The organism is Rossellomorea marisflavi, from assembly GCF_022170785.1.
GTDB lineage: Bacteria > Bacillota > Bacilli > Bacillales > Bacillaceae_B > Rossellomorea > Rossellomorea marisflavi_B.
Map to the genome: position 1 here is coordinate 2,125,863 of NZ_CP081870.1, position 23,028 is coordinate 2,148,890.

Here is a 23,028-nt window from a genome sequence, read left to right on the forward strand (position 1 = left end):
CCCGTTCAAGAAACGGGGTTCTTCTTTGTGATGAACAGCCCCATTTGATCGAGGGCATAATGGATGCCTTGCTGAAGGACAGAAAAACATGGGATCCGCTTAATGTCATGTCCGCTTTGTGCAATTTGGATACTGAATTCAGCTGAAATCCCTACCAGTAGGCAGCGGGTCCCGAGAAGGGAGGTGGCTGCTACAAATTTTTGAATGAAATTCAAAGTGAATTCATCCACACCGATTAAGCTTGTAGCGTCGAGGATGAGGTAATCCGCCTTATACCCTGGGAGATTGAGGAGGGTACGGTTAAGGAGCTCTTCACCCCTCGTCTCATCATAGCGACCAACCAATGGCACTACCAGGATGGAATCGAGGACGGGTATGATCGGAGAAGAAATCTCCTTGATGATACTGGAAAGAGTATGTGTTCTCTCGGCTGCTGCAAGCTCCATCTTTTGCTGCATTTCATTTGTTTGTTCTTCGATTAACGCGCTGACATTCAATGAAGGTGTGATGTCAGAGTGATTGAATTCATACTCACTATATTGATCGCCTTCCAGTTGGCTCCTGTTCACCTTGTACCACATTTTCTCCCCGAATAAGCCCGTCAGGACCCCGGCCCAGTGACCTGGAAGAAATGTGCCTTCTTGATTTTTCCCTTGCTCTTTATTGACCTGATATTCCCAGCTGTTCCGGACGCGAATCACTGCATGAAGCTCTTCTTTTGAATAGGATACGATCTCTGTATCACCCCAGCCCGCTGTTACATAAGTGGTCGGAAGCTTGCCGAGGATGTCATCTACTTTCCCGAGGGAGCGCTTGTAAAAATCACTTACGATGGTTCCGGTCCTGTATCCCGAAGTTTCCAGTACAAGTCTTGACTCTTTATGGCCTGCTATCTCTTCGATCGTATCAAAAAGGGTTTTGAAAGCCGTATCCACCCAGAACAATACGACCCGTTCATTTTCAAAATGAACTTCCCCGTTTACAAGGTCCCAGTCGAATAAAGAGCCGCTTATATCGATTGCATGTTTCATGATTGACGCCTCCAACAAGATGATTTCTTTTCATATGTATAGAAGAGAGTGCAAAAATCTGCAAACCTAAATATGATTACCCTCCTTTTAATGTGAGTAAACATCTTCCCAATGATTATTTAAGGATTTATCAATAGGTGCAGGGGGTATAGTATGGGAAATGACAGTCAGGGGGAGAAAGCATGAAAGAGGCGATGATTATTATCAATCCTTCTTCGGGCAAAGAAGAAGCGGTGGACTACAAGAAAAAAGCTATACATAATCTCGAAGGCTATGAGGTCTTCGTGCGTGAAACGAAGGGAGAAGGGGATGCCACATTGTTTGCGGAGGAAGCATGCAAGAGGGGCTTTGACCTCATCATTTGCATGGGGGGAGATGGAACCGTGAACGAAGTGATCAATGGCATGGCTGAGAAACCCCATCGCCCAGAGCTTGCCTTGGTGCCACTTGGAACGGTGAACGATTTTGTGAGGGCGATATCACTGCCGCTCGAACCTGAGGAGGCCCTCGAGGTTCTGAAATCAACCAATACCCGGGAAGCGGACATAGGAAAAGTGAATGACCGCTACTTCATTAACATCATCGCCGTGGGTGCATTGGCTGAAGCTTCATTCTCTACGACTGCAGAGCAGAAATCAAAGCTCGGTCCTCTCGCGTATGTTGTGGAAGGTATGAAAAAAATGAAGGAAAAACAGCCATTTCCTTTAGAACTGTCAGGCGAGCAGAACTGGAGTGGGGATTCCTTATTGACCCTCATCGCCATGACGAATTCCATCGGGGGATTCGAATCCATCGCCCCGGAAGCGGAGGTCGATGATGGATCACTTCATGTCTACATCATCGAAGATATGCCGATACCCAAGTTCCTCTTATTACTTCCCAAAATATTGGCGGGTAAACTGACAGAAAGCCCTCAGGTTCACCACCTGAAAGCATCGGAAATCCAGGCGTCCTCATCATTCGATATGAAGGCGAATATTGATGGGGATGAAGGATGTACATTGCCGTTGACTGTAAAAAGTCTTCCCCGTCACGTGAAGATAAGAATTCCAGAAGGAGGATCAGCATGAATTTAACCTTGACAGAGCCTGCATTAAATAAGCTGACAGACATACCCCCTGACCATTTGGTGCAGCTTGCCCTCGACCGGGGGAGCTGTGATATTGTGAATAATGTATACGAAATGAAAGTGGTCCCGTCCAGAGAGCTTCAAGACCATGAACGCAGCATCGAATATAAAGGTGTCATTTTCATTGTGGACGATGATTTTGAAGATACCTACGATCATGAACTCACCATCGATTTTCAGAAAAATGCATTTGTCTTCAAGAATAAGAATCAAACCTTCAACAATCGGGTAGGCCTCCGTTTTTTGTGAATGAGATGGCTTTCTATCCCGTTATATGATACTATTAGCCCTTACAGTATAAAAAGGACGTGACGTTCAATGATCAATATTACCATTCCAAAAGCGGATGTATCCATTACAGAACGCAAGCAGAACGAAAATGAAGAAATCAAAATCCAACCGATCGAAGGTTTTATCGACCTTCATGAAATTCCACGTGATAAAGGAGGAATCATCCTCTTTTATGATAACCAGGACGAACTCCTGTTTGTTGGAAAAGCAAGAAAGCTGAGACAACGTGTCAAAAAGCATCTGGAAGATAAAGTTTCACCCCTTCGTGAACACAGGAAGGAAGTTCATCGCATCGATGTCTTGTTTGTAGAGGATGCAATGGAGCGTGAAATCTACGAAACATATATCATCAATGCGCTTAGGGCAAGGTACAATGTGGAAAAAGCATTCTTTTAATGCGTGATCGGAAGCTCCTCAAGATGGGGGCTTCTTTTTTTATATCGAGTGATATGTGTCCCATTTCAGGAGATCCTCCTCTGGAATATGGGTATGGAGGGTTCCATTCCCGTCTTCTACATGGTAGGTCACCTTTGTGCCGTTGTCATGCCAAGTTAGTGCCATTCCTTTAATGAGAGCTGTCCTGAGCATTCCGGCCATATGCAGATGTACCCTATCAAGCAGGTCAAATCGGGTTTGAAAGAAACGGGGCACACCGTTAGATTCACTGGAAGCCACATTAATATGTAGCCGGCCATTGTTTTCAATCATATAAAATAGTTGGGCTCCCGCTTGAGACATCTCGTAACAATATCCCACCACGGTGCCTGTATAGCCGCCTTCATAAAATACGTCTCCGATTTCCATTGCCATGACGCAGCCTTCCATCCTTTTCCCTCCCCGTAAAATCAATTATCCCATCCTATGTAGAGAAGCACGGAGGTAGAACGAGCCCTGTAAATGTATCTACTGGAATTTATTGATCTATGATACATTTAGTAGACAGAAACGTTGAAAGGGAGCGGCCATGTACATATCACTCAGAATTCGACTATTACTGATCTTTACACTTGTCCTGACCATTCCTTTCCTTACCCTGTCCCTTCTGGTACCTGAGTGGTTCGGTACCATCATGGAAAAGAAAACGACCGAAGCGACCGTAGAGATGATGGATCAATTTTCTCAATATTCCGATTCGCTGACCTCTCAGGTTGAAGACCTTGGGAAACAGGTTCTGGTGAATCCAGCTACACAGGAATGGGTGCGATCAGAGGAGAACGGGTTGTCCGATTCAGATCTTCTCTATATGAAGAATCAGCTGAAAACAGAGTTGTCCTCGATGATGGTGAATAATTCAAAATCAATGTCTGTATCTGTCTATTTAAATGATGGAACAGGTACTTCACAGACGCTTCCTCCTCTTAGGGAGATTGTATGGTTCAAGGAATTTTATGACTATGATCAACGTTGGATGAGGTCACATCATGAGTGGAATGAGGATGAAGTCAACAGTTACCTTCTCCCTCTTTTTGATTTGAATACGATGGACCTTTCCGGCGTCATCAAAGTGAATTTTCCTACCATCCAGCTGGAGGAGTCACTTGAAAAAGTAAAGCTTGGAGATGAGGGGCACGTATCATTGCTGGATGCTAAAGGGAGAGACGTGTTGGGAGGGAATCCGGATATATCATCCGATATCGTGAAGATGAGCCTGCACGAGATGAAGGATCATTCTGGAAGGACGGGTGTAGTGGAAGTGACTAAGGGGGAAACCAAGCATCTGGTCTTTTATCAAAAAATGGGGGTTGGCGGTTGGATCCTGATGAGCGAAATAAAAAAATCCGATCTCTACGCGCCTGTCCACTCACTGCAAAGGAATCTTTTATTGATCAGCGGCTGGATCTTTTTACTGACAATCTTGATTTCTTACATCCTGTCTTCGAATATCGTCAAGCCGCTATGGAAATTGACGGAATCTATGAAACTTGTCGAAAAGGGAAAGTTCTCAGAGGCTGAAAAAGGGTTTCCGGCGATCCGCACGAGGAACGATGAAATCGGTTATGCCGTAAAGGCATTCAAGAATACAACCAAGACATTGGACCAACTGATCAAAACGGAGTATCAGGAAAAGATCAGGAGGAAGGACGCGGAGTACAAAGCACTGCTGCTACAGATCAATCCGCACTTCCTGAACAATACGCTTGAAGTGATAGGAGGACTATCTGCTCAAGGGGAAAATCGTAAAGTCATTGATGTGACCGTCCATTTGGGGAGGATGCTCTCGTATTCCCTTGATACTGAAAGGGATGTTGTCACAATAAGGGAAGAAATAAACTATATGCGCCGATATACGGAAGTATTGAAACTTCGCCATGAAGATGCCCTACATATACAGATTGAGGAGGATCCAGCACTCGATAATGTACCGATGATCAAGTTCGTCCTGCAACCTCTCGTCGAAAATGCAGTAAAGTATAGCTTTATACGGAACGATGTGGCTTCCATCGGAATTTCCACCCGAAAAGTCAGAGATGAGGCGGTTTTGATTGTGGAGGATAATGGAGTCGGCATACCTGGAACGGTCATCAAGGAACTTGCGAAGATTGATCGAAACGAAAATAATGTACTGGACAGCAGGGGCAAGAGCATAGGACTGAAGAACGTGCTTGGAAGATTGAAGCTTTCCTATGGAAACCGCTTTTCATATTCGATTGAAAATAAGGATCCCGGTGGGACTCGGATCACCCTTATAATTGCAATGGAGAAGGAGGAGAGTGAAGAATGAAGGTGCTGATAACCGATGATGAAGCTCAGGTTCGAAAGGGGCTGCTATGGAAGCTTGATTGGGAGAAGGAGGGGTTCACGGTTGTCGGGGAGGCGTCAAACGGAAGAGAAGCTCTGCGTCTCATGGAGGAAAAAGAGCCTGATATTGTCTTGACGGATGTAAGGATGCCGATCATGGACGGGATTGCGCTCGTGAAAGAATTGGCCAGCAGCTATCCGAAGATCAGGACCATCATCCTTTCGGGATATGCTGACTTTGAATATGTCAGAGCCTCAATGCATGAGGGAGTCAAGCGATATTTGCTGAAGCCCGTGGATCCCGAGGAATTATCTTCAGCCTTAAAGGATATTAAAGACGAATTAATCCGTGAAAAGGCTGAAGAATATAGGGAAGAACGAGCAAAAAAATTGATGGAAGATCAGCTTGCGGATATAAGAGAGCAATATCTCCTACAACTTGTGAGGGATGAATGGGCAGGCCTCTCCATCAGTGAAGAGAAGTTGATGTACCTGGGTTTGGAAACATTTTGCAACCAGGAAGTGAGGTTCCTGTCAGTTGAGATCAGGGGAAGCATGTCCAGGTCCGACCTTAGGGCCCTCTTCCTGCCTTTCCGGATGATCTGTCGGGAACTTGCCGAGGAAAGGGCCCTTTCATTTGTAGACGCGAGCTATCCCCATATGGTTCATTACATAAGCAGGATCGATGATGTGAACACACTGGCAACAGATGTACAACGAGCTGCAAAGGAATTTCTCGGGCTTGAATCAGTGATAGGATTAGGGAAGCCGGTGAGGGGGGCGATGGCTCTTAAATCTGGCTATGAATCATCCATCCTCGCATGGGGGCAAAGCTCGATCAATATAGAATCACAATTAATCGATGATAACAAGAGGGAAAATGACCCCGATTTTCCCGATGAAGCTGTAAAAGTGCTTAACGCTTATATTGAACAGGGTAATGAAAGTCTTCTGCAGTCGTTTCTTACAAATCTGCTTGAAAGACAGTCATCGGTAATGGATTTTACACTGACAGCGAATCGAATCCTCCTGCATCTCAATCTCCTTGCTGGAAAGTATGACCCCAAAAGGGCCGAGGTAGGGGAAGAGGTTTGGAAATGCCAGATAAGCATATGGGAGTTGACCTCATATCAGGAAGTAATCCATCAATTGACGGAGCTATCCAACCGTATCATGAGAATGGCCAGCAAGCTGAAGACGCCGGCTAACGGAGAAGAGGTCGTTTCCCAGGTCAAAGCATATATGGACATCCACTATGCCACTGACATGTCCCTTGCGACACTGGCAGGTCAATTCCATATTAATGCAGCCTATTTATCGGAACTCTTTAAGGCCCAGGTAGGGCAAAATTTTACGGACTATCTGATTTCTCTGCGCATGAAAAAAGCCAAGGAACTTCTTGTTGATACCGGGCTGAAAGTCATTGATATCGCCCATATTTGTGGATTTTCAAGTTCAGGTTATTTCAGTACGGTGTTTAAGAAGAAATTCGGTGTGAAACCGATCGATTACAGAAAAGGCCTGGGCACTCAAGGAGGGGAAGAGAAGTGAAATGGAAGCTTCCGATCCTACTGGTACTCATCCTTGTATTGGGGGCAGCCGGGTATCTTTCCATTGAACCGATTTTCAATGAGGGAGGAAAAGAAGTGGCGACCGTCCCCAAGCATACACCTGAAACCACCCTGAACTTCTGGAGGAATAAGGGGACGGCTCTTGAAAATCAGGCGTATGAAGAACTGGTCAAGACGTTTAACGAAGAGCACTCCACTATTCAGGTGAAGATGACCCAGATCCCATACGGAGATTATGAACTAAAGCTCCGGACGGCCATTGCTGCAGGGAGTCCGCCGGATATCATGACGATTGATACGCCGACGCTGGCCCTGTATGCGAGTGCCGGTGCCCTTACATCCATCGATGATTATATGAAAAAGGAGGGACGGGTGGAAGATCTGGCTGAGCCCACTTTGAAAGGATTGATGTATGAGGGGGACATCTACTTGTCTCCCATCGCGGAGTCCAGCGTCGGATTGTTCTACAACATCCGGCTATTTGAAAAAGCCGGCGTTCCTCTTCCTTCGAAGGACCCGGAGGATCCCATGACATGGGATGAGGTAGCCGAAGCCGCCGAACGAATCTCTGCGCTATCAGATGAGATCATAGGTATCGATCCTGCTCAAGGGTTTCCCGACGGTGAATCCCCCGCATATTACAAGATTCCGCTCATTTGGCAGTTCGGCGGGGAAATCATGGACCCTGACAACCATACGGTAGAAGGGTATCTAAATTCGACCGAAAGCCTGCAGGCACTTCAGTTTTATCAGGATATGTATCAAAAACGGGGTATAGCGAAAGTTGAAATGCCGCCGGATGTATTTGAAAATGGTCAGTTGGGTATGGTCATACAAGGATCGTGGATGACAGATAGCTATGAACAGGAAAACCCTAAATTCAAGCTTGGAAAAGAATATGGCATCACATCCTTACCAAAAGGAGTTCAGCGGGTCGTGCCAAATGGCGGGTGGGCCCTTGGTCTTTCGTCGAAGGCGTCACATCCCGACGAAGCTTGGGAATTCATCCGTTATGCGACGAGCTATGAGGGTTCAAGACGCTATATTGAGATTACAGGGGATGTGCCGGCAAGGTATTCTGTTGCTAAAAGCTTTCCAGAGCTGAAAGAGTACCCCAAGAATATATTTGTCCATCAGGCACAGGAGTACTCTAGGAACAGGCCAGTTACAGCCGCTTATCCTGTAGTGAGTGAGGCCATGCGCATCTTGTTTGAAGATGTGGGAATCGCCAATAAAGATGTTGGTTCTGCGGCCGATGAAGCCGTAAAGAAGATCGAGGACGGCATCAAGGATATGGAAGAATGATGATAGCTATAGAGGGAAGGGACCTGGATGGTCTCTTTTTTTATTTGTCCAGGGCTTTCTAGTCCAAGTCCTCAAAAAGGCACAGAACGCCTTTCCGGAGCCTTTGCCTTATGCTTGTCGGGTCAGCCCAACCCTCCTCCACTTTTCTTCATGTCCAGCTCCGGGTGCTTGAGGCTCGAGGTCATAAGTCAAAGATCTCAAAAAGGCCAGGGACGCCTTTCCGAGATCTTCGCCTTATGCTTGTCGCCTCAGGGCAAGCACCCTTCACTTTTCTTTACACCCGAAAATCTTGTAATGTATCAGCCGAAAATAGTGGACGTTTTTAGGTGGGGTATCCTTTAAAGTGAGATTTGTAGAGGGTGATATCGCTTACATTATAGAGAAAAAGGGGGAAACGATGTGCAGGAAATAGCAAAGGCAGGTACCGAACCTGCCGTGTCAGCAAAGCCTCAGAGCCGCTTGAAGGTCAAGTGGTCTTCCATTAAGAGAAATCATCTTCTTTATTGGTTATTGGCACCGGCCATTTTGTTAACCATTGTATTCAAATACGTACCGATGTACGGTGCATCCATCGCTTTTAAGGACTTCAGCCCGATCCGTGGGATCATGGGGAGTGAATGGGTAGGGTTGAAGCATTTTACTAGTTTTCTTTCTTCCCCGAATTTCATGGAGATCCTCCTTAACACGATCAAACTGAGTTCGTTTGAACTGTTGATCGGGTTTCCGATTCCGATCATCCTTGCCTTGATGCTTAATCAGATCAGGAGGGCGGGTGTGAAGAAGAATATACAGCTCGTTCTCTATGCACCCCATTTCATTTCGGTGGTGGTCATATCAGGGATGGTATTCCTTTTCCTTTCTCCAACGGGCCCGATCAACGCCATGCTTTCCTTCTTTATGGATAAGCCCGTCTCATTCATGTCAGACCCCGATGCGTTCCGTAGCATCTATATATGGTCAGGTGTATGGCAAGGTGCGGGATGGGCGTCGATTATCTATGTGGCTGCATTGGCCAATGTGGATCCGCAGCTCCATGATGCCGCAACGGTCGATGGAGCATCCCTTCTGCAGAGGATCTGGCATATCGATTTGCCAACACTAAAACCGGTAATGGCCGTCCTGTTCATTCTGGCTGCAGGCGGGATCATGGCCATCGGATTCGAGAAAGCATACTTGCTGCAGACGTCTATGAATATCCCATCCTCTGAAATCATTTCAACCTATGTGTACAAGCGGGGACTGCAGGCGGGGGATTATTCCTTTGCAACGGCTGTTGGGTTATTCAATGCGCTGGTAAACGTCATCCTCCTTGTTTTCGTCAACGGCGTCGTCAAGAAGCTGAATGAGGGGGAAGGACTCCTTTAGAAAGGGGAGCATTGAGATGAACAACTATTCAAAATCAGATCGATTCATTCTATTCACTAATAAGATCCTGTTATGCGGCATCGTCGTCGTAGTACTGTTTCCATTACTCTATGTGCTCCTGGCCTCCCTGTTGGAACCGAATGTGTTGCTGAGTAAGGGATTGTCCTTCAATTCTTCTGATTGGACACTTGAGGGATATCGGAAGATTTTCGAAGATGGGTCCATTGTAAGGGGATTCATAAACTCCATGCTATATTCAGCGGGTTTCACCTTGGTGACAGTGACGGTCTGCATTCTCGCAGGCTATTCTCTATCATCAGATGAATTGGTCGGGAAGCGATTCATCATGATCTTCTTCTTGATTACGATGTTCTTCAATGGTGGACTGATTCCGACCTACCTTGTGATCAAGAACCTCGGCATGCTGAATACCGTTTGGGCCATCATCATCCCGAACGCCATCAATGTATGGTTCATCATTCTATCGAGAACCTATTTCAAATCAATACCCAATGAACTGAAGGAAGCGGCAAGGATCGACGGAGCTTCTGAATTCAAAATCTTCCTGAAAATTGTATTTCCGCTATCAAAACCGATCATTTTTGTTATTGCACTGTATGCGTTCATCGGCCAGTGGAATTCCTATTTCGATGCCATGATCTATCTCGAAGACAGGGACCTTTATCCACTACAACTAGTCCTGCGATCAATCCTTATACAAAATGAAGTACAGCCTGGAATGATCGGGGATCAGCAGGCGGCCGCAGAGCTGCAGAGGATTTCAGAAATGATTAAATATTCATCCATCGTACTGGCGAGTCTACCGCTTATCATTATGTATCCATTCTTCCAAAAGTACTTTGAAAAGGGTGTAATGGTCGGTTCACTCAAATAATCTCAAGGGGGAAATGTAAAATGAAGAAATGGTCAAAAACAATGTCAGCTGCAGTGTTGACAGGGATCCTTGTTACTGCCGGGTGCAGCAACAACAGTAAAAGTGCATCGTCCGAAGATTACGAGCTGAAGGATGTCACATTTCCTTTGAAAGAAGACGTCAGTCTGAAAATCATGACCTCCAGTTCGCCACTGGCACCGAATGACCCAAATGAAAAATTGATCCTGAAGAGGCTGCAGAAGCAAACAGGCGTGGAAATCGATTGGACCAATTATACGGCAGGGGAAACCTTCGATGAGAAACGGAATCTTGCTGTTGCAAGCGGTGATTTGCCCGACGCCATCATGAACACAGGGTACGGGGATTATGAAATCCTGAAACTCGCAAAAGACGGAGCGATAGTACCGGTGGAAGACCTGATTGAAAAACATATGCCAAACTTGAGAAAGGTCCTTGAGGATGCCCCTGAATATAAAGCAATGATGACAGCTCCGGATGGACATATCTATTCGTTCCCATGGATAGAGGAGCTTGGTGCAGGAAAAGAAAGCATCCACTCTGTCGATGATTTCCCATGGATCAATGTGGAGTGGCTGGATAAGTTGGGGCTCGATATGCCCACAAATACTGAAGAGCTTAAAAATGTTTTAAAAGCGTTTAAAACACAGGATCCAAATGGAAATGGAAAAGCAGATGAAATCCCGATGTCGTTCATTATCAACCATGGAGGAGAAGATGTATCACATCTTTTCGGTGCATTCGGTCTTGGGGAGAACGGGGACCATACTGTAGTGACCGATGATGGTGAAATCAAAATGACGGCTTCTGAAGACGGCTATAAGGAGGCAATCCGTTATTTGAATGAGCTTTACAAGGAAGGACTGATGGATGTAGAGGCATTTGAACAAGACTGGAACACCTACCTTTCAAAAGGAAAAGAAGGGCGGTATGGAATGTACTTCACCTGGGACAAGGCCAACATCACTGGGATGAACGACACATATGAACTTCTGCCTCCACTAGAAGGGCCTGATGGGGAGAAAAACGTGACAAGAACAAATAATATGGGGTTCGACCGGAATAAAATGGTCATCACATCGGCCAACAAAAATCTGGAGCTTACCGCAAAATGGATCGACCAATTGTATGACCCGCTCCAATCCGTACAGGATAATTGGGGAACGTATGGTGATGAAAAACAGCAGAATATCTTTGAATTCAATGAAGCTGATCAAGCATTGAAACATCTTCCTTTGGAAGGGACGGCCCCTGTTGAGCTCCGTGAGAAAACCTCCATCGGTGGTCCTCTTGCCATATTGGATGAGTATTATGGACCTGTGACCACCAAGCCGGATGATGCTGCATGGAGACTGGGGCTTATGAAAGATGTAATGGTCCCTCATATGAAGGCAGAAAATATCTACCCTAAAGTATTTTTCTCCTTGGAGGACCTCGATAAGTTATCCAAGATTGAAACTGATCTTTTTGCTTATATCAACCGTAAAAAAGCCGAATGGATTACAAACGGCAAGATCGATAAGGAGTGGGAAGCGTATCTGAAGGAATTGGACCGGCTTGGACTCCAAGAATGGTTGGAAATCAAGCAGGCCGGGTATGATCGAAATCAGGAATAAGATAAAGGAGAGTCATGAAGATGAAAAATCAGACTGAAAAGGAAGTCTATACTGAAAAATTCCGTCCTCAATTCCACTTTTCTCCTAGAGAAAAGTGGATGAATGATCCAAATGGAATGGTGTATTTCGAAGGAGAGTATCACTTGTTCTTTCAATATCATCCCGATGGAAACACATGGGGCCCGATGCACTGGGGGCATGCAGTCAGTAAGGACTTGGTCCATTGGGAGGAACTTCCCATCGCCCTTTATCCTGACGAACTCGGGACGATCTTTTCCGGAAGTGCGGTGGTGGATTGGCACAATACCTCTGGCTTTTTCCAGGATGGTAAGCCGGGGCTCGTCGCGATCTATACCAATCACGATACCGATCCTATATCGGGAGACGTCAAACAGCGGCAAAGTATCGCCTATAGTGTAGATAAAGGACGGAGTTGGTCAAAATATGAGGGGAACCCTGTTCTGGAAAATGCGTGCGAACCAGATTACCGCGACCCGAAAGTGTTCTGGCATGGGGAATCAGGACAATGGGTGATGGTCCTGGCAACCGGTCAATCCATCACCATCTATCATTCTCCTGATCTGTTGCAGTGGACGTATGCAAGCGCATTCGGTCATGGAGAAGGGTCCCATGCAGGGGTGTGGGAATGTCCTGACTTGTTCCGTCTTGAATGTGATGGGAAAGAGCGATGGGTTATGCTCGTAAGCATAGGAGATCATCCAGATACCATTGAAGGTTCTAGGACCCAGTATTTCATAGGGGATTTTGATGGGAAGACATTCATCAATGAAAATCCAGCCGATCTCATTTTATGGCTAGATCATGGCAGGGATAATTATGCAGGGGTGAGCTGGTCCGACCTGCAGGATGAGAGGAAGATCTATATAGGATGGATGAGCAATTGGCGTTATGCAAATGATGTTCCCACGCAAGGGTGGAGGAGCGCCATGACGCTGCCAAGGGAGCTTGGTTTGAAGAGGTCGCTTTCGGGATATCGGCTCGTCCAGCATCCAGTGTGTGAACTGGCTGTAATCTCAGGATCCGGAAAAGAGATGATGATGCCACATTCATTAAATGAAGGAGAAACTTATCAAGAACAGATGCAGACAAATCTTGCTCATCTCCATTTTGAAACGGAGTCAGATATAAATTCAGTCTGGGTCCTCACAATCCGTCATGGAAAGGAAGAAGTGTCAATCTTAACCTGTCACGTCGATGAAGGAACCCTCACCCTGGACAGGCGTCGATCAGGAATCCATGCATTCTCCACGTCATTTCCGGCAGTACAACTGGCGGAATATGCAGGGAGTGAACGGGGTGGTTTCCATCTTTACATTGATACTTCATCGATCGAGGTGTTTAGTACAGACGGTGAACTGGCGATAACCAGTCTGATATTCCCGGAAGGTGAAAGCTTAGATTTTGAATTTAAGAGCTTGACGGGTAAAGTCGTTTTAAAAGAATGGAAGGCTTCTGCACTCAAGTCCATTTGGTCTTAAGAGAGTGTGTATATCACCATTCGCAAACAAAAGACTGCAGGTGTCCTGCAGTCTTTTATGCGTTCAAAATGTCAGCAATGCCATGAACCGGTTTTTTCCCACAGCCGAAAGGAGAAGAGGCAGCCTGGGGCCATTTTTCTTTCCAAGGATAAGCATGTAGATGGATTGGAACAACGTTTTTTGTGCTGATTTCATTTTCTTTTTATCTTCCTGACGACAGATTTCATAAACAGAATGCATGGGGTCGGCTCCAGTTGCGATAGAGGACCGGAAGAGTTGAACTTGCCTTTTTACATCATCAGGGAGCGTGAGGAAGTATGCCACATCCTTGTCGGGATTTACCTTGAATTCCTTATCTGGATTCCATTTCTGAATCCAGTTCTTTACCCTTGAGCAGACCCCTTCAAGTTCTTCAGATTGGACCGCGATTCCCTGATCGCTCAATATGGAGGCAAGTAGATCGGTGCGGAATGAAATCAAGGGAAGCAGGCCAGCGATCTGATTGAAGGAGACCATTGGCATCGTTACATTGGAAGAGGTAAGGTCCACTACTTGCTTCATGATAGGATCATACAGTGAACCATCTTGATAGGCAGTAAGAACTCTTGCAAACTCGGCGTGGTTTTTGATCACATCATCATCCAACCCTATATGAAAAGCAGATTCCGGGCGGTGACGGGCGAACAGGAACAGAACCACTTCCGGGGGGTATACATCCAATAGATCTTCAGCCTTTAAGACCTGTCCTGAAGAACTTGACATTTTCTTGTGTGATCCCTTCTGGGTGATGAACTCGTATGAGGTATAAAGGGGAGCCTTGTAATCAAAGATTCTGTCGGCAATCACCTTCGAGGCCGCAAAGCTGCCGTTTTCAGAGGAATGATCCCTTCCACCAGGCTCGAACTTCACGCCTTCAACAGACCATCTCATTGCCCAATCCACTTTCCAATTCAATTTAAGCAGAATTGAATCAAGTTTTTCCGTTTCTTTCACTCCGCATCTGCAGTGATACGTAAGTGTCAAAGCTTCTTCAGAAAATAAGTCGATATGAACGTGGTCCTTTCCGCACGTTTTGCAATAAACAGTCGCAGGGTAAAAGGCATCGCGCTCTTCCCTGGACGGTTCATTCGTCTTGAACTCCATAAGAATATCGTAGATTTCCTTCCGTTTTTTCAATGCACGTACAATCGAGGGAAGGTATCTCCCGGACGAATATTCCTTATGTTGATAAATAAACTCAGGGTGTATGTTGAACGTTTCGAGGGATGTTTCAAATTCGTTTTCGAAATGAGCCGCCCATGACCCCTCTCCAAATGGATTAGGTACTTCAGAGTATGGCTTTCCTATGTGTTCAGAAAAGGCAACATCAATGTTGGCGGGGATCTTCCTTAACCGATCATAATCATCCCAAGAGAAGATGAAACGGACGTTTTTCCCCATAGCCTTCAACGCTTGTGCCACAAAATGAGTTGTTACTACTTCCCTGAAATTCCCCATATGAACGGTTCCTGATGGGCTGATACCTGAAGCGAGTGTATAGGTTTCAAGATCAGGATCAGTAAGTATGATCCTTTTGGCTATTTCATAAGCCCAGTGCATGATGAAATCCTCCTTTATCTACGATCTTGCTTTCAACAAAAAAGCTCCCACCCCCAAGATCGAAATCTTGAGGGCGGAAGCTTACACATCCGCGGTACCACCTCAGTTTACCGTTACAGTCACCTGTACGGCCTTATCAGGTACGGCTTTATGCGATACCCTATCCTTTTAACGGTGGAATCCGCCACATCATCCTTGAGAACTCAATTCCTTGTGGAGCTCAGAGGTTTTTTTCATTAGGATTCCACAGCCTCCTTTTCAGCTACCGGAGGTCTCTTTACTGTATTTACCCTAGCTACTCGTCTCATCATCGCTTTTAGATTGAATTGATGATATCAGAATATTCCCGATATGACAAGGTCCGCAGGGATTTTTTTCGCAGGAGAATCCATGGTGAGACGATTTCATACAATGCATAGCTGGATGCAAGTGGAATTTTCAGATTTTTCATTGACGAAAGCGTTATCAAATGCTAAGGTTAAGGCAATGAAAATCACAAATAGAATTTGAAATCACATATGTGATTAAGAGGTGAAAGATATGTCTGTCAAGTCGGCAAAGAGGGCGCTGGATATTATGGAAATCCTATCTCATTTCCCAAGCGGTTTAACGATCAATGAGGTAAGTCTCAAACTTGGGCTCCCTCAAAGTAGTACATTTAATCTCATCAAGACCCTTACTCAAGAAGGATACCTGTATCAGGATGAGATGAAAAAATATCGCTTGGGAGCAAGACTGATCAATCTGGGTACTGTAGCGATGGAAAGCCTGGACATCCATCAGATATCCCTCCCGTATCTGAATGGGCTGATGGAACGCATGAATGAAACCGTCTTCATGTCTGTCCTTTCAGGTAATGAGCTCGTGTACATAGCGAAGATCCTGAGTAATCGCTCCATCCGGACGACTGCTGAACCTGGTCATGTCAAGCCCCTTTACTGTACAGGCTTGGGAAAAGCCTTTCTCGCTTTCATGCCGGAAGAGGAAAGGGAACGTCTATTGGACGGGATGACCCTGAAGCAGATCACACCTAGAACCGTGACGGATCGGAAGGAGCTTAGGTCCCAATTGGAAACATTCAGGGAACAGGGATATAGTATTGATGATGAGGAAAATGAAGAAGGACTCTATTGTGTGGCAGCGCCGATTTTCGACGCCAGAAGGGACGTGATCGCAGCCATTAGTGTGGCCGGCCCGAAAGAAAGGATGACCATTCGGGGTACTGAAGTAATCAGGGATTTACTGAGCACCTCACATGCGATCTCACAGAAAACCGGATTCATTCAATAAGAAAGAAGGGATTGGAACAATGGATGTTGTCGCAATTGGCGAAACACTTTTATCATTGACACCTGCAGAAAATGGATTACTTCGACATGCTGAATCTTTGAAACCGAAAGTGGCAGGTGCAGAAACGAACACGCTCATCGGGCTTAGCCGTCTAGGTCATCGAACCGGATGGATCAGTGCGGTAGGAAACGATGAAATCGGCGAGAGGATCATCGCTACGGTACGAGGGGAAGGAATCGACACGGCCCATGTGAAAAAAGATGAGGAGCACAATACAGGAATCTTTTTCAAAGAAATCATCGGGAGCGGAGAGGTCAGGGTCCAATACTTCCGTGCAGGATCAGCCGCTTCCCATATGGACTCCACCGACCTGCCTGCATCCTACATACGATCTGCCAAATATCTTTATATTACCGGGATCACCCCGGCACTGAGCGAAACGTGTAAACAGATGATCTTTGAAGCTATTAAACTTGCCAGGGAATCGGGAGTTCGCGTGGTATTCGACCCCAATCTCCGAAGGAAACTCTGGGGTGAAGAGGAAGCAAGGACCACTTTGACGTCGTTATGCGAGCTTTCCGATATCGTCCTTATCGGAGGGACCGAAGGCAAGTTCCTCTTCGGCACAACGGAAACGGATGAGATTGCCCATAGGTTATTCAAAAGCCCCCAGACCGGTCTTGTCGTTGTCAAGAAGGGAGCAAGTGGTGCCGCCTATGCCCTGCGTGGAAGAGAGGCATTTCAAGTAGAAGCATATCCTGTAACAACCGTGATCGATCCTGTTGGAGCGGGGGACGGCTTCGCTGCCGGATTCCTGTCAGGAATGTTACATGGGTTGAAGACAGAGGAAAGCATAAGAATGGGATGCGCAGTGGGAGCTATGGTCACCATGGTCAGTGGCGACTATGAGGGTATGCCGGATGAGAGACGCTTACATTCTTTTCTAAGCAGAGATCGAGAAGATATAGAACGATGAGAAAGAAGGCTGATGAAAATGAAAACGCTTAACGAAATTATCGAAGGAAAAGGGATTGCCATTATAAGGGGGTACCGTACAGAGGATGCCGTAAAAATTGCTCGCGCTTTGAAAAAAGGAGGCGTGACCCTTTTAGAAGTAACGTTGAATTCACCGGATGCCCTTCGCACCATCAGGGAGTTGTCTACTGAGTCCGGAATGACCGTCGGAGCCGGTACCGTTCTGGATGGTGCCGCAGCACAGGGAGCAATCGAAGCAGGGGCGAAATTCATTTTATCTCCCACGTTGAAGGTCGAAACAATCCGGGCTGCGAAACGGTACGGGGTAGTCAGTATCCCCGGGGCGTATACGCCTTCTGAAATCTTGACGGCTTTTGAAGAAGGGGCAGATATCGTTAAGGTGTTTCCTGCAACGGCCCTCGGACCATCATTCATCAAAGATATGCAGGGACCGCTTCCTCAAGTCCGCCTCCTTCCGACCGGTGGTGTAACGGTAGATAATGCAGCAACGTTCTTGGAAGCTGGCGCTGTCGGTGTAGGACTCGGAAGTTCACTTGTGCATAAAACAGAATGTGTGGATGACGCATTCTTAGACGAAATTGAAATGAAGGCCAAACGGTTCAGGGAACTGGCCATGATGAGAGGGGTAAGAACATGAAGATAACAGGATATGAGGTATTCCAAGTACCACCAAGATGGTTGTTCCTTAAGATCGAAACAGACGAAGGAATCACAGGCTGGGGTGAGCCGGTGATCGAAGGAAAGGCAGCAACCGTCAAGGCTGCTGTCGAAGAACTCATGCAGACGCTGATTGGAAAGGATCCTGCCCGCATCGAGGACCATTGGAACATGATGTACCGTTCGGGATTTTATCGTGGTGGCCCCATTTTGATGAGTGCCATTGCGGGCATCGATCAGGCGCTATGGGATATAAAAGGGAAGTTTTACGATGCACCCGTCCATCAATTACTCGGAGGAGCCTGTCGTGATTCAATCAAAGTGTATTCATGGATCGGGGGAGACCGCCCGAGTGCTGTTGGAAAAGCGGCTAAAGAAGTAGTGGATCGGGGATTTGAAGCAATCAAGATGAATGGTACAGAGGAGCTTCAATACATCGATTCCCATCAGAAGATCGATCAGGTTCTTGAGAGGGTGGCGGCCATTAGGGAAAGCGTGGGACCGTACATCGGCATCGGGATCGACTTCCACGGACGAGTACATAAACCGATGGCCAAGATTCTGGCCAAAGAACTTGAACAGTTCCGCCCGATGTTCATCGAGGAACCAGTCCTGCCTGAAAACAATGAGGCGCTCCGAGAGATTGCTGCTCATACGAATATTCCCATCGCCACAGGAGAGAGAATGTTCTCCAGGTGGCAATTCAAGCCGTTGTTGACGGATGGATATGTAGATATCATTCAACCGGATCTTTCCCACGCAGGGGGGATCACGGAGTGCAAGAAAATCATTTCCATGGCAGAAGCCTTTGATGTAGCGGTAGCACCCCATTGTCCTTTGGGTCCGATTGCTCTCGCAGCCTGTCTCCAAGTGGATGCGACTTCCCATAATGCCGTCATCCAAGAGCAGAGCCTTGGCATCCATTATAATGTCGGAAGCGACCTGCTGGATTATATCGTCGATAAGGACGTTTTCCGTTATGAAGAAGGATTTGTAGAGATCCCTCAAGGACCCGGGCTAGGAATCGAAGTAAACGAAGAGGTGGTAAGAAAAATGGCGGCCGAAGGGCATGATTGGCATAATCCAATCTGGAGGCACAAAGACGGCTCCATCGCGGAATGGTAAGGAAAAAGGTTGATTGACAAAAGGGAGGGATTCACATGGATTCAGGAACAATGTTGATACTTATTACCGTATTAGGAATTGCACTGCTATTATTCTTAGTTATGAAATCCAAGCTTCAGGCATTTGTCGCCCTGCTCATATCGAGCTTATTCATCGGACTCTTATCAGGAATGGAGCTGCAGGAAGTCATTGCCTCCATTGAACAGGGTATGGGAGGAACATTGGGGTTCATCGCAGTCGTTGTGGGCCTTGGTGCCATGTTCGGTGAAATGCTCCGGGTTTCTGGCGGAGCAGAACGCCTGGCGATTACTCTGGTGAATAAATTCGGGGATAACAAAGTTCAGTGGGCACTTGGTTTGACCGGGTTCATTGTAGCTATTCCTGTATTTTTGGATGTTGCACTGGTTATTTTGATCCCGATTGTCTATAGTCTTGCACAGAAAGCAAAAAAATCGACGCTTTATTTCGGTATCCCATTGCTGGCGGGACTTGCTGTGACACACAGCTTTGTCCCTCCTACACCTGGACCGATTTCAGTTGCATCCATCCTCAATGCAGATCTGGGATGGGTCATCCTATTCGGATGTCTCGCAGGTATTCCGGCCATGATTTTGGCAGGACCTGTGTTCGGCCGGTACATCGGGAATAAAATCGATGTGAAAGTACCGGATTTCATCGATCAGGAAGAGCTCCAAAAGTTCAAGAATGAAAAAGATCTTCCAAGCTTCGGTATGATTTTCATCCTGATCATGATTCCATTATTCTTGATCCTTCTCAATACAGTGACGGGACTGGTTTTACCAGAAGGGAACACTGTGAGAGCGATTCTTACGTTTGTAGGTCATCCGTTCATCGCTCTGACAATTTCAACGTTGTTGACCTTTTACTTCCTTGGAACAAAAAGGGGTTATTCCAAAGACGATATTCAGAATATCGCAACAAAATCCTTGGAACCTGCAGGGATCATCATCCTTATCACCGGAGCAGGGGGAGTGTTCAAACAAACCTTGATCAATAGTGGTGTAGGGGATGTACTGGGTGAAATGATGGCAACGTCCAATCTGCCGCTTGTAGTCGTAGCATTTATTATTTCAGCATTCGTCCGTGTGGCACAGGGGTCTGCCACTGTTGCAATGATCACAGCAGCCGGCTTGATGTCACCGATCCTCGGAATGGTGGAAGTGTCCCAGCCGATGCTTGGATTACTTGTCATTTCCATCGCGAGCGGAGCAACCGTATTCTCCCATGTCAATGATTCAGGATTCTGGCTCGTCAATCGTTTCTTCGGTTTGACCGAGAAGCAAACTTTACAAACATGGACCGTCATGGAGACGATCATCGGATTTGTAGGATTCGGTGTAGTGTTCCTTATCAGTTTCTTCGTTTGATTTAAATTAAAGCCCGGAATCCTGTATCCATGCAGGATTCCGGGCTTTTGACTTATATGTAGGATTTTTGAATCCATAATTAAAAGACCTGGACTCAGTCCAGGTCTTTACCGTTTAAAATATGATGCCCAGAAGGGAAAATACGATGACAGCAGAGAATAGCAGTGTCATGTGAAGCAAAGAATAAAAGAACATGGTATTTGCCCATTGAAGCTGTTCCATTTTACGTCTTCCGTAGATGCTCAGAACGAGCCATCCCGCACTGAGCACAAGTCCGATCGTCATGAGGGTGATGCTCACAGGCATGAGAAGGAGACTGGCCAGTGCCAACACCACGAGATATACATTCGTTTGAATGACGGTACGCTTGAATCCTTTTACAACAGGCAACATTGGTACACTTGCTGCTTTATAATCATCATGCTTCCTGATGGCGATGGCATAGAAATGCGGCATCTGCCAAATCATACTGATGACGAAGAGGCTGATGATAGCCGGATGATCGATGGAAGAATGGACGGCGGTCCAACCGATCAAGACGGGCATGGCCCCTGAAATGCTCCCTATCTCCGTATTATAAATCGTTCGTCTTTTGCTCCACATCGTATAGGGAACGACGTAGAAGAAGAGGCCGAGTAAACCGAATAGTGCGGCCATCGGTGTCGTGAGTGCCAGAAGCAGCAATCCTACAAGGGCCATGCTGATGGCCATCCACAGGACTGTCATCGGCTGAATATCACCGGTGACGGTAGGACGGTTCTTGGTCCGCTCCATGAGGATGTCGATATCCCGGTCATAGAGATTATTGAATGCACCGGCAGCACCAATCACAAGTGCAGATCCGAGGACGGCCAAAATGATATTAGGCAAATTCTCGATCAAATTCAAATTGAACGTATAAAGCGCCAGTGTCAATCCGGCGACCATTGGAATCAGATTGGACTTGATGATCCCGGTCTTGATGGTTTGAGTCAAGACCTCAGTATATGCGCGTTTCGTTGGTAAAACGTGCTCTTGAGTTTTCATTATTATCATCTCACTTAGCTGGATTCTATGAAGATAGTAATTCGGTTTGCACATACCGAAAAGAATATATATACTATATGGTATATTAATAGTATATTCGTAAACTGTCAAGAAATCAGGAGGGCATCATGAATAGAAGAATGACGCAAGAGGAAAGAAGGTACGAGACAAGACAGGCACTTCTAGGTGCAGCGATGGAATTATTTGCACAAATGGGATTCCACGGTGCTTCCATAGACAAAATATCTGAAAAGGCAGGATACAGCAAAGGTGCATTTTACGCCCATTTTGATTCAAAGGAAAGCTTGTTCCTGACAATCCTGCAGCAGCAGATGGAGGGGTACGTGAATGACATCGAATCAATCCTTGTGCAACAGGCTTCGATTGAAGACTTTGTTATAGCCATGAATCAGTACTATGAAAAACGGAAAAATCTCGAACAATCATCCTGTTTGCTCAACATAGAATTCCTACTTTACGCCATGAGGGATCCTTCCGTAAAGGAAAAGTGGTCTAACCTCATCCAAGCCTCGGTCGATCAGATTGCTTCAGGCATCAAGAAGCTCCTGGGGGATGTGTATCCTTCTAAAGAGCTGACGCAGGAAGAACTTGCCTGGGCCATCTTGTCATTGGAGAATGGGATATCCATCTACTCCTTCATCCGACAAGATCAGATTCCATCAAAATTATATGAAAAAACATTGAAAGATCTCTTGATCTGTTAACATAGGCTGTCACTATTCATTGAACACTACTCATTATACCAGCTCTACATACAGACAGAGCAATCTGGATGTGACATTTCTCTAAACAATCGAATCTACCACCTTTGGAGGGAAACATGGAAAAGTGGATTATTGAAAGCATGGAACAATACGGTTACCTTGGGATTTTCTTATTGGTGGCACTAGAAAATATCTTCCCACCCATCCCATCAGAGATCATCCTGACGTTCGGCGGGTTCATGACGACAACGAGCAGTATGACGATTCCGGGTGTCATTCTCGCATCTACTGCAGGTTCTGTGGCAGGGGCCGTCATCCTTTATGGAATCGGAGTATTACTCTCAAAAGACAAACTTGAACAGATTGTAGATAGATGGGGGCACATTCTCAGAGTCAAAAAGGAAGATATAAGAAAAGCGGATAGATGGTTTGACCATTATGGGTATCGCGTCGTCCTCCTCGGACGCATGGTGCCGTTGATCCGAAGCCTCATTTCCATTCCTGCAGGAGTTGCAAAGATGAAATTCATCTACTTCCTCCTCTTCACCTTGATCGGTACATTGATATGGAATACCGTCCTGGTATGGGTGGGATCGGCCGTTGGAGATTCATGGGATAGCATCGTTCAATATATGGATGTATATTCTTCCGTCGCCTATGTGCTTATTGCACTCGTACTGATCTATTTTGCATACCAATGGACGAAGCGATTCAAGAAGAAGTAAACGTTGCGACCAGGCTCACTCATATGGGTCTGGTCGTT

General features: G+C 46.2%; 21 protein-coding genes and 1 other annotated feature. Of the genes, 17 read left to right on the forward strand and 4 right to left on the reverse strand.

From position 1 onward, the window contains the following. Window positions 1–5: 5 nt before the first annotated feature. Window positions 6–1,031 (reverse strand): STAS domain-containing protein, encoded by a 1,026-nt coding sequence (locus K6T23_RS11125; protein WP_056536718.1) that lies wholly within the window; start codon window positions 1,029–1,031, stop codon window positions 6–8. 182 nt (window positions 1,032–1,213) lie between these two features. On the opposite strand from K6T23_RS11125, the gene K6T23_RS11130 reads away from it, so the two are divergent. The 3 genes from K6T23_RS11130 (at window position 1,214) to K6T23_RS11140 (ending at window position 2,847) form a co-directional block, all read left to right on the forward strand. Further along, the gene (locus K6T23_RS11130; RefSeq protein ID WP_079516056.1) at window positions 1,214–2,101 is read left to right on the forward strand and encodes a diacylglycerol/lipid kinase family protein; all 888 of its coding nucleotides are present in this window, start codon (window positions 1,214–1,216) and stop codon (window positions 2,099–2,101) included. After that, the gene (locus K6T23_RS11135; protein WP_079516057.1) at window positions 2,098–2,409 is read left to right on the forward strand and encodes an iron-sulfur cluster biosynthesis family protein; all 312 of its coding nucleotides are present in this window, start codon (window positions 2,098–2,100) and stop codon (window positions 2,407–2,409) included. Before K6T23_RS11130 ends, K6T23_RS11135 begins: the two co-directional genes overlap by 4 nt. Before the next feature lie 69 nt (window positions 2,410–2,478). Continuing rightward, window positions 2,479–2,847 (forward strand): nucleotide excision repair endonuclease, encoded by a 369-nt coding sequence (locus K6T23_RS11140; protein ID WP_056536709.1) that lies wholly within the window; start codon window positions 2,479–2,481, stop codon window positions 2,845–2,847. Between the two features lie 39 nt (window positions 2,848–2,886). Here the strand turns inward: K6T23_RS11140 and K6T23_RS11145 are convergent, their stop codons facing one another. Continuing rightward, window positions 2,887–3,261 carry a hypothetical protein gene (locus K6T23_RS11145; RefSeq protein WP_179125803.1) on the reverse strand — a complete coding sequence of 125 codons (375 nt, stop codon included), beginning with the start codon at window positions 3,259–3,261 and terminating at the stop codon, window positions 2,887–2,889. Between the two features lie 154 nt (window positions 3,262–3,415). Between K6T23_RS11145 and K6T23_RS11150 the strand changes: the two genes are divergently transcribed. The 7 genes from K6T23_RS11150 (at window position 3,416) to K6T23_RS11180 (ending at window position 13,459) form a co-directional block, all read left to right on the forward strand. Further along, window positions 3,416–5,173, forward strand: a complete 1,758-nt coding sequence (locus K6T23_RS11150; RefSeq protein WP_238284348.1) for a sensor histidine kinase — start codon at window positions 3,416–3,418, stop codon at window positions 5,171–5,173. Further along, window positions 5,170–6,741 (forward strand): response regulator transcription factor, encoded by a 1,572-nt coding sequence (locus K6T23_RS11155; RefSeq protein ID WP_238284349.1) that lies wholly within the window; start codon window positions 5,170–5,172, stop codon window positions 6,739–6,741. The genes K6T23_RS11150 and K6T23_RS11155 overlap by 4 nt, the downstream gene beginning before the upstream one ends. Continuing rightward, window positions 6,738–8,066, forward strand: coding sequence for an ABC transporter substrate-binding protein (locus K6T23_RS11160; RefSeq protein WP_238284350.1), 1,329 nt, complete (start codon window positions 6,738–6,740; stop codon window positions 8,064–8,066). The genes K6T23_RS11155 and K6T23_RS11160 overlap by 4 nt, the downstream gene beginning before the upstream one ends. A 399-nt stretch (window positions 8,067–8,465) precedes the next feature. After that, window positions 8,466–9,431 (forward strand): ABC transporter permease, encoded by a 966-nt coding sequence (locus K6T23_RS11165; RefSeq protein ID WP_079516062.1) that lies wholly within the window; start codon window positions 8,466–8,468, stop codon window positions 9,429–9,431. A 16-nt stretch (window positions 9,432–9,447) separates the two neighbouring features. Beyond that, a complete protein-coding gene (locus K6T23_RS11170) occupies window positions 9,448–10,326 on the forward strand; it encodes a carbohydrate ABC transporter permease (protein ID WP_079516063.1) in 879 nt (292 codons plus the stop codon). A gap of 20 nt (window positions 10,327–10,346) precedes the next feature. Next, complete coding sequence (locus K6T23_RS11175; RefSeq protein WP_238284351.1) at window positions 10,347–11,960, forward strand: ABC transporter substrate-binding protein; 1,614 nt, start codon at window positions 10,347–10,349, stop codon at window positions 11,958–11,960. A gap of 20 nt (window positions 11,961–11,980) precedes the next feature. Beyond that, window positions 11,981–13,459, forward strand: a complete 1,479-nt coding sequence (locus K6T23_RS11180; protein ID WP_238284352.1) for a glycoside hydrolase family 32 protein — start codon at window positions 11,981–11,983, stop codon at window positions 13,457–13,459. 63 nt (window positions 13,460–13,522) lie between these two features. Here the strand turns inward: K6T23_RS11180 and lysS are convergent, their stop codons facing one another. Beyond that, complete coding sequence (gene lysS / locus K6T23_RS11185; RefSeq protein WP_238284353.1) at window positions 13,523–15,058, reverse strand: lysine--tRNA ligase; 1,536 nt, start codon at window positions 15,056–15,058, stop codon at window positions 13,523–13,525. A gap of 66 nt (window positions 15,059–15,124) precedes the next feature. Continuing rightward, window positions 15,125–15,378 (reverse strand) — a binding site (T-box leader). Between the two features lie 220 nt (window positions 15,379–15,598). Here lysS and K6T23_RS11190 point away from each other — a divergent pair. The 5 genes from K6T23_RS11190 to K6T23_RS11210 are packed head-to-tail and all read left to right on the forward strand — an operon-like array spanning window position 15,599 to window position 20,514. Further along, window positions 15,599–16,348 carry an IclR family transcriptional regulator gene (locus tag K6T23_RS11190; RefSeq protein ID WP_056536679.1) on the forward strand — a complete coding sequence of 250 codons (750 nt, stop codon included), beginning with the start codon at window positions 15,599–15,601 and terminating at the stop codon, window positions 16,346–16,348. Beyond that, window positions 16,314–17,324 (forward strand): sugar kinase, encoded by a 1,011-nt coding sequence (locus tag K6T23_RS11195; RefSeq protein WP_238284354.1) that lies wholly within the window; start codon window positions 16,314–16,316, stop codon window positions 17,322–17,324. Before K6T23_RS11190 ends, K6T23_RS11195 begins: the two co-directional genes overlap by 35 nt. Before the next feature lie 18 nt (window positions 17,325–17,342). After that, window positions 17,343–17,981: a bifunctional 4-hydroxy-2-oxoglutarate aldolase/2-dehydro-3-deoxy-phosphogluconate aldolase gene (locus tag K6T23_RS11200; RefSeq protein ID WP_238284417.1), complete on the forward strand. Its 639-nt coding sequence runs from the start codon at window positions 17,343–17,345 to the stop codon at window positions 17,979–17,981. Next, the gene (dgoD, locus tag K6T23_RS11205; RefSeq protein ID WP_238284355.1) at window positions 17,978–19,126 is read left to right on the forward strand and encodes a galactonate dehydratase; all 1,149 of its coding nucleotides are present in this window, start codon (window positions 17,978–17,980) and stop codon (window positions 19,124–19,126) included. The genes K6T23_RS11200 and dgoD overlap by 4 nt, the downstream gene beginning before the upstream one ends. A 35-nt stretch (window positions 19,127–19,161) precedes the next feature. Then, window positions 19,162–20,514 (forward strand): GntP family permease, encoded by a 1,353-nt coding sequence (locus K6T23_RS11210; RefSeq protein ID WP_079516070.1) that lies wholly within the window; start codon window positions 19,162–19,164, stop codon window positions 20,512–20,514. A gap of 114 nt (window positions 20,515–20,628) precedes the next feature. On the opposite strand, the gene cyoE is transcribed toward K6T23_RS11210, so the two are convergent. Then, window positions 20,629–21,540, reverse strand: a complete 912-nt coding sequence (gene cyoE, locus K6T23_RS11215; RefSeq protein WP_079516071.1) for a heme o synthase — start codon at window positions 21,538–21,540, stop codon at window positions 20,629–20,631. Between the two features lie 128 nt (window positions 21,541–21,668). Here cyoE and K6T23_RS11220 point away from each other — a divergent pair, with 128 nt between their 5' ends. Next, a complete protein-coding gene (locus K6T23_RS11220; protein WP_238284356.1) occupies window positions 21,669–22,265 on the forward strand; it encodes a TetR/AcrR family transcriptional regulator in 597 nt (198 codons plus the stop codon). A 116-nt stretch (window positions 22,266–22,381) separates the two neighbouring features. Then, window positions 22,382–22,990: a DedA family protein gene (locus K6T23_RS11225; RefSeq protein ID WP_079516073.1), complete on the forward strand. Its 609-nt coding sequence runs from the start codon at window positions 22,382–22,384 to the stop codon at window positions 22,988–22,990. Window positions 22,991–23,028 lie beyond the last annotated feature (38 nt).

Bases quoted from the DNA above. Each gene is read 5' to 3' on its own strand.
- K6T23_RS11225 (WP_079516073.1), top strand. From the start codon at position 22,382: ATGGAAAAGTGGATTATTGAAAGCATGGAACAATACGGTTACCTTGGG.
- lysS (WP_238284353.1), bottom strand. From the start codon at position 15,058: ATGCACTGGGCTTATGAAATAGCCAAAAGGATCATACTTACTGATCCT.
- K6T23_RS11145 (WP_179125803.1), bottom strand. From the start codon at position 3,261: ATGGCAATGGAAATCGGAGACGTATTTTATGAAGGCGGCTATACAGGC.
- K6T23_RS11130 (WP_079516056.1), top strand. From the start codon at position 1,214: ATGAAAGAGGCGATGATTATTATCAATCCTTCTTCGGGCAAAGAAGAA.
- K6T23_RS11125 (WP_056536718.1), bottom strand. From the start codon at position 1,031: ATGAAACATGCAATCGATATAAGCGGCTCTTTATTCGACTGGGACCTT.
- K6T23_RS11200 (WP_238284417.1), top strand. From the start codon at position 17,343: ATGAAAACGCTTAACGAAATTATCGAAGGAAAAGGGATTGCCATTATA.
- K6T23_RS11140 (WP_056536709.1), top strand. From the start codon at position 2,479: ATGATCAATATTACCATTCCAAAAGCGGATGTATCCATTACAGAACGC.
- K6T23_RS11210 (WP_079516070.1), top strand. From the start codon at position 19,162: ATGGATTCAGGAACAATGTTGATACTTATTACCGTATTAGGAATTGCA.
- dgoD (WP_238284355.1), top strand. From the start codon at position 17,978: ATGAAGATAACAGGATATGAGGTATTCCAAGTACCACCAAGATGGTTG.
- K6T23_RS11190 (WP_056536679.1), top strand. From the start codon at position 15,599: ATGTCTGTCAAGTCGGCAAAGAGGGCGCTGGATATTATGGAAATCCTA.
- K6T23_RS11180 (WP_238284352.1), top strand. From the start codon at position 11,981: ATGAAAAATCAGACTGAAAAGGAAGTCTATACTGAAAAATTCCGTCCT.
- K6T23_RS11150 (WP_238284348.1), top strand. From the start codon at position 3,416: ATGTACATATCACTCAGAATTCGACTATTACTGATCTTTACACTTGTC.
- K6T23_RS11175 (WP_238284351.1), top strand. From the start codon at position 10,347: ATGAAGAAATGGTCAAAAACAATGTCAGCTGCAGTGTTGACAGGGATC.
- cyoE (WP_079516071.1), bottom strand. From the start codon at position 21,540: ATGAAAACTCAAGAGCACGTTTTACCAACGAAACGCGCATATACTGAG.
- K6T23_RS11135 (WP_079516057.1), top strand. From the start codon at position 2,098: ATGAATTTAACCTTGACAGAGCCTGCATTAAATAAGCTGACAGACATA.
- K6T23_RS11220 (WP_238284356.1), top strand. From the start codon at position 21,669: ATGAATAGAAGAATGACGCAAGAGGAAAGAAGGTACGAGACAAGACAG.
- K6T23_RS11195 (WP_238284354.1), top strand. From the start codon at position 16,314: ATGCGATCTCACAGAAAACCGGATTCATTCAATAAGAAAGAAGGGATT.
- K6T23_RS11170 (WP_079516063.1), top strand. From the start codon at position 9,448: ATGAACAACTATTCAAAATCAGATCGATTCATTCTATTCACTAATAAG.
- K6T23_RS11155 (WP_238284349.1), top strand. From the start codon at position 5,170: ATGAAGGTGCTGATAACCGATGATGAAGCTCAGGTTCGAAAGGGGCTG.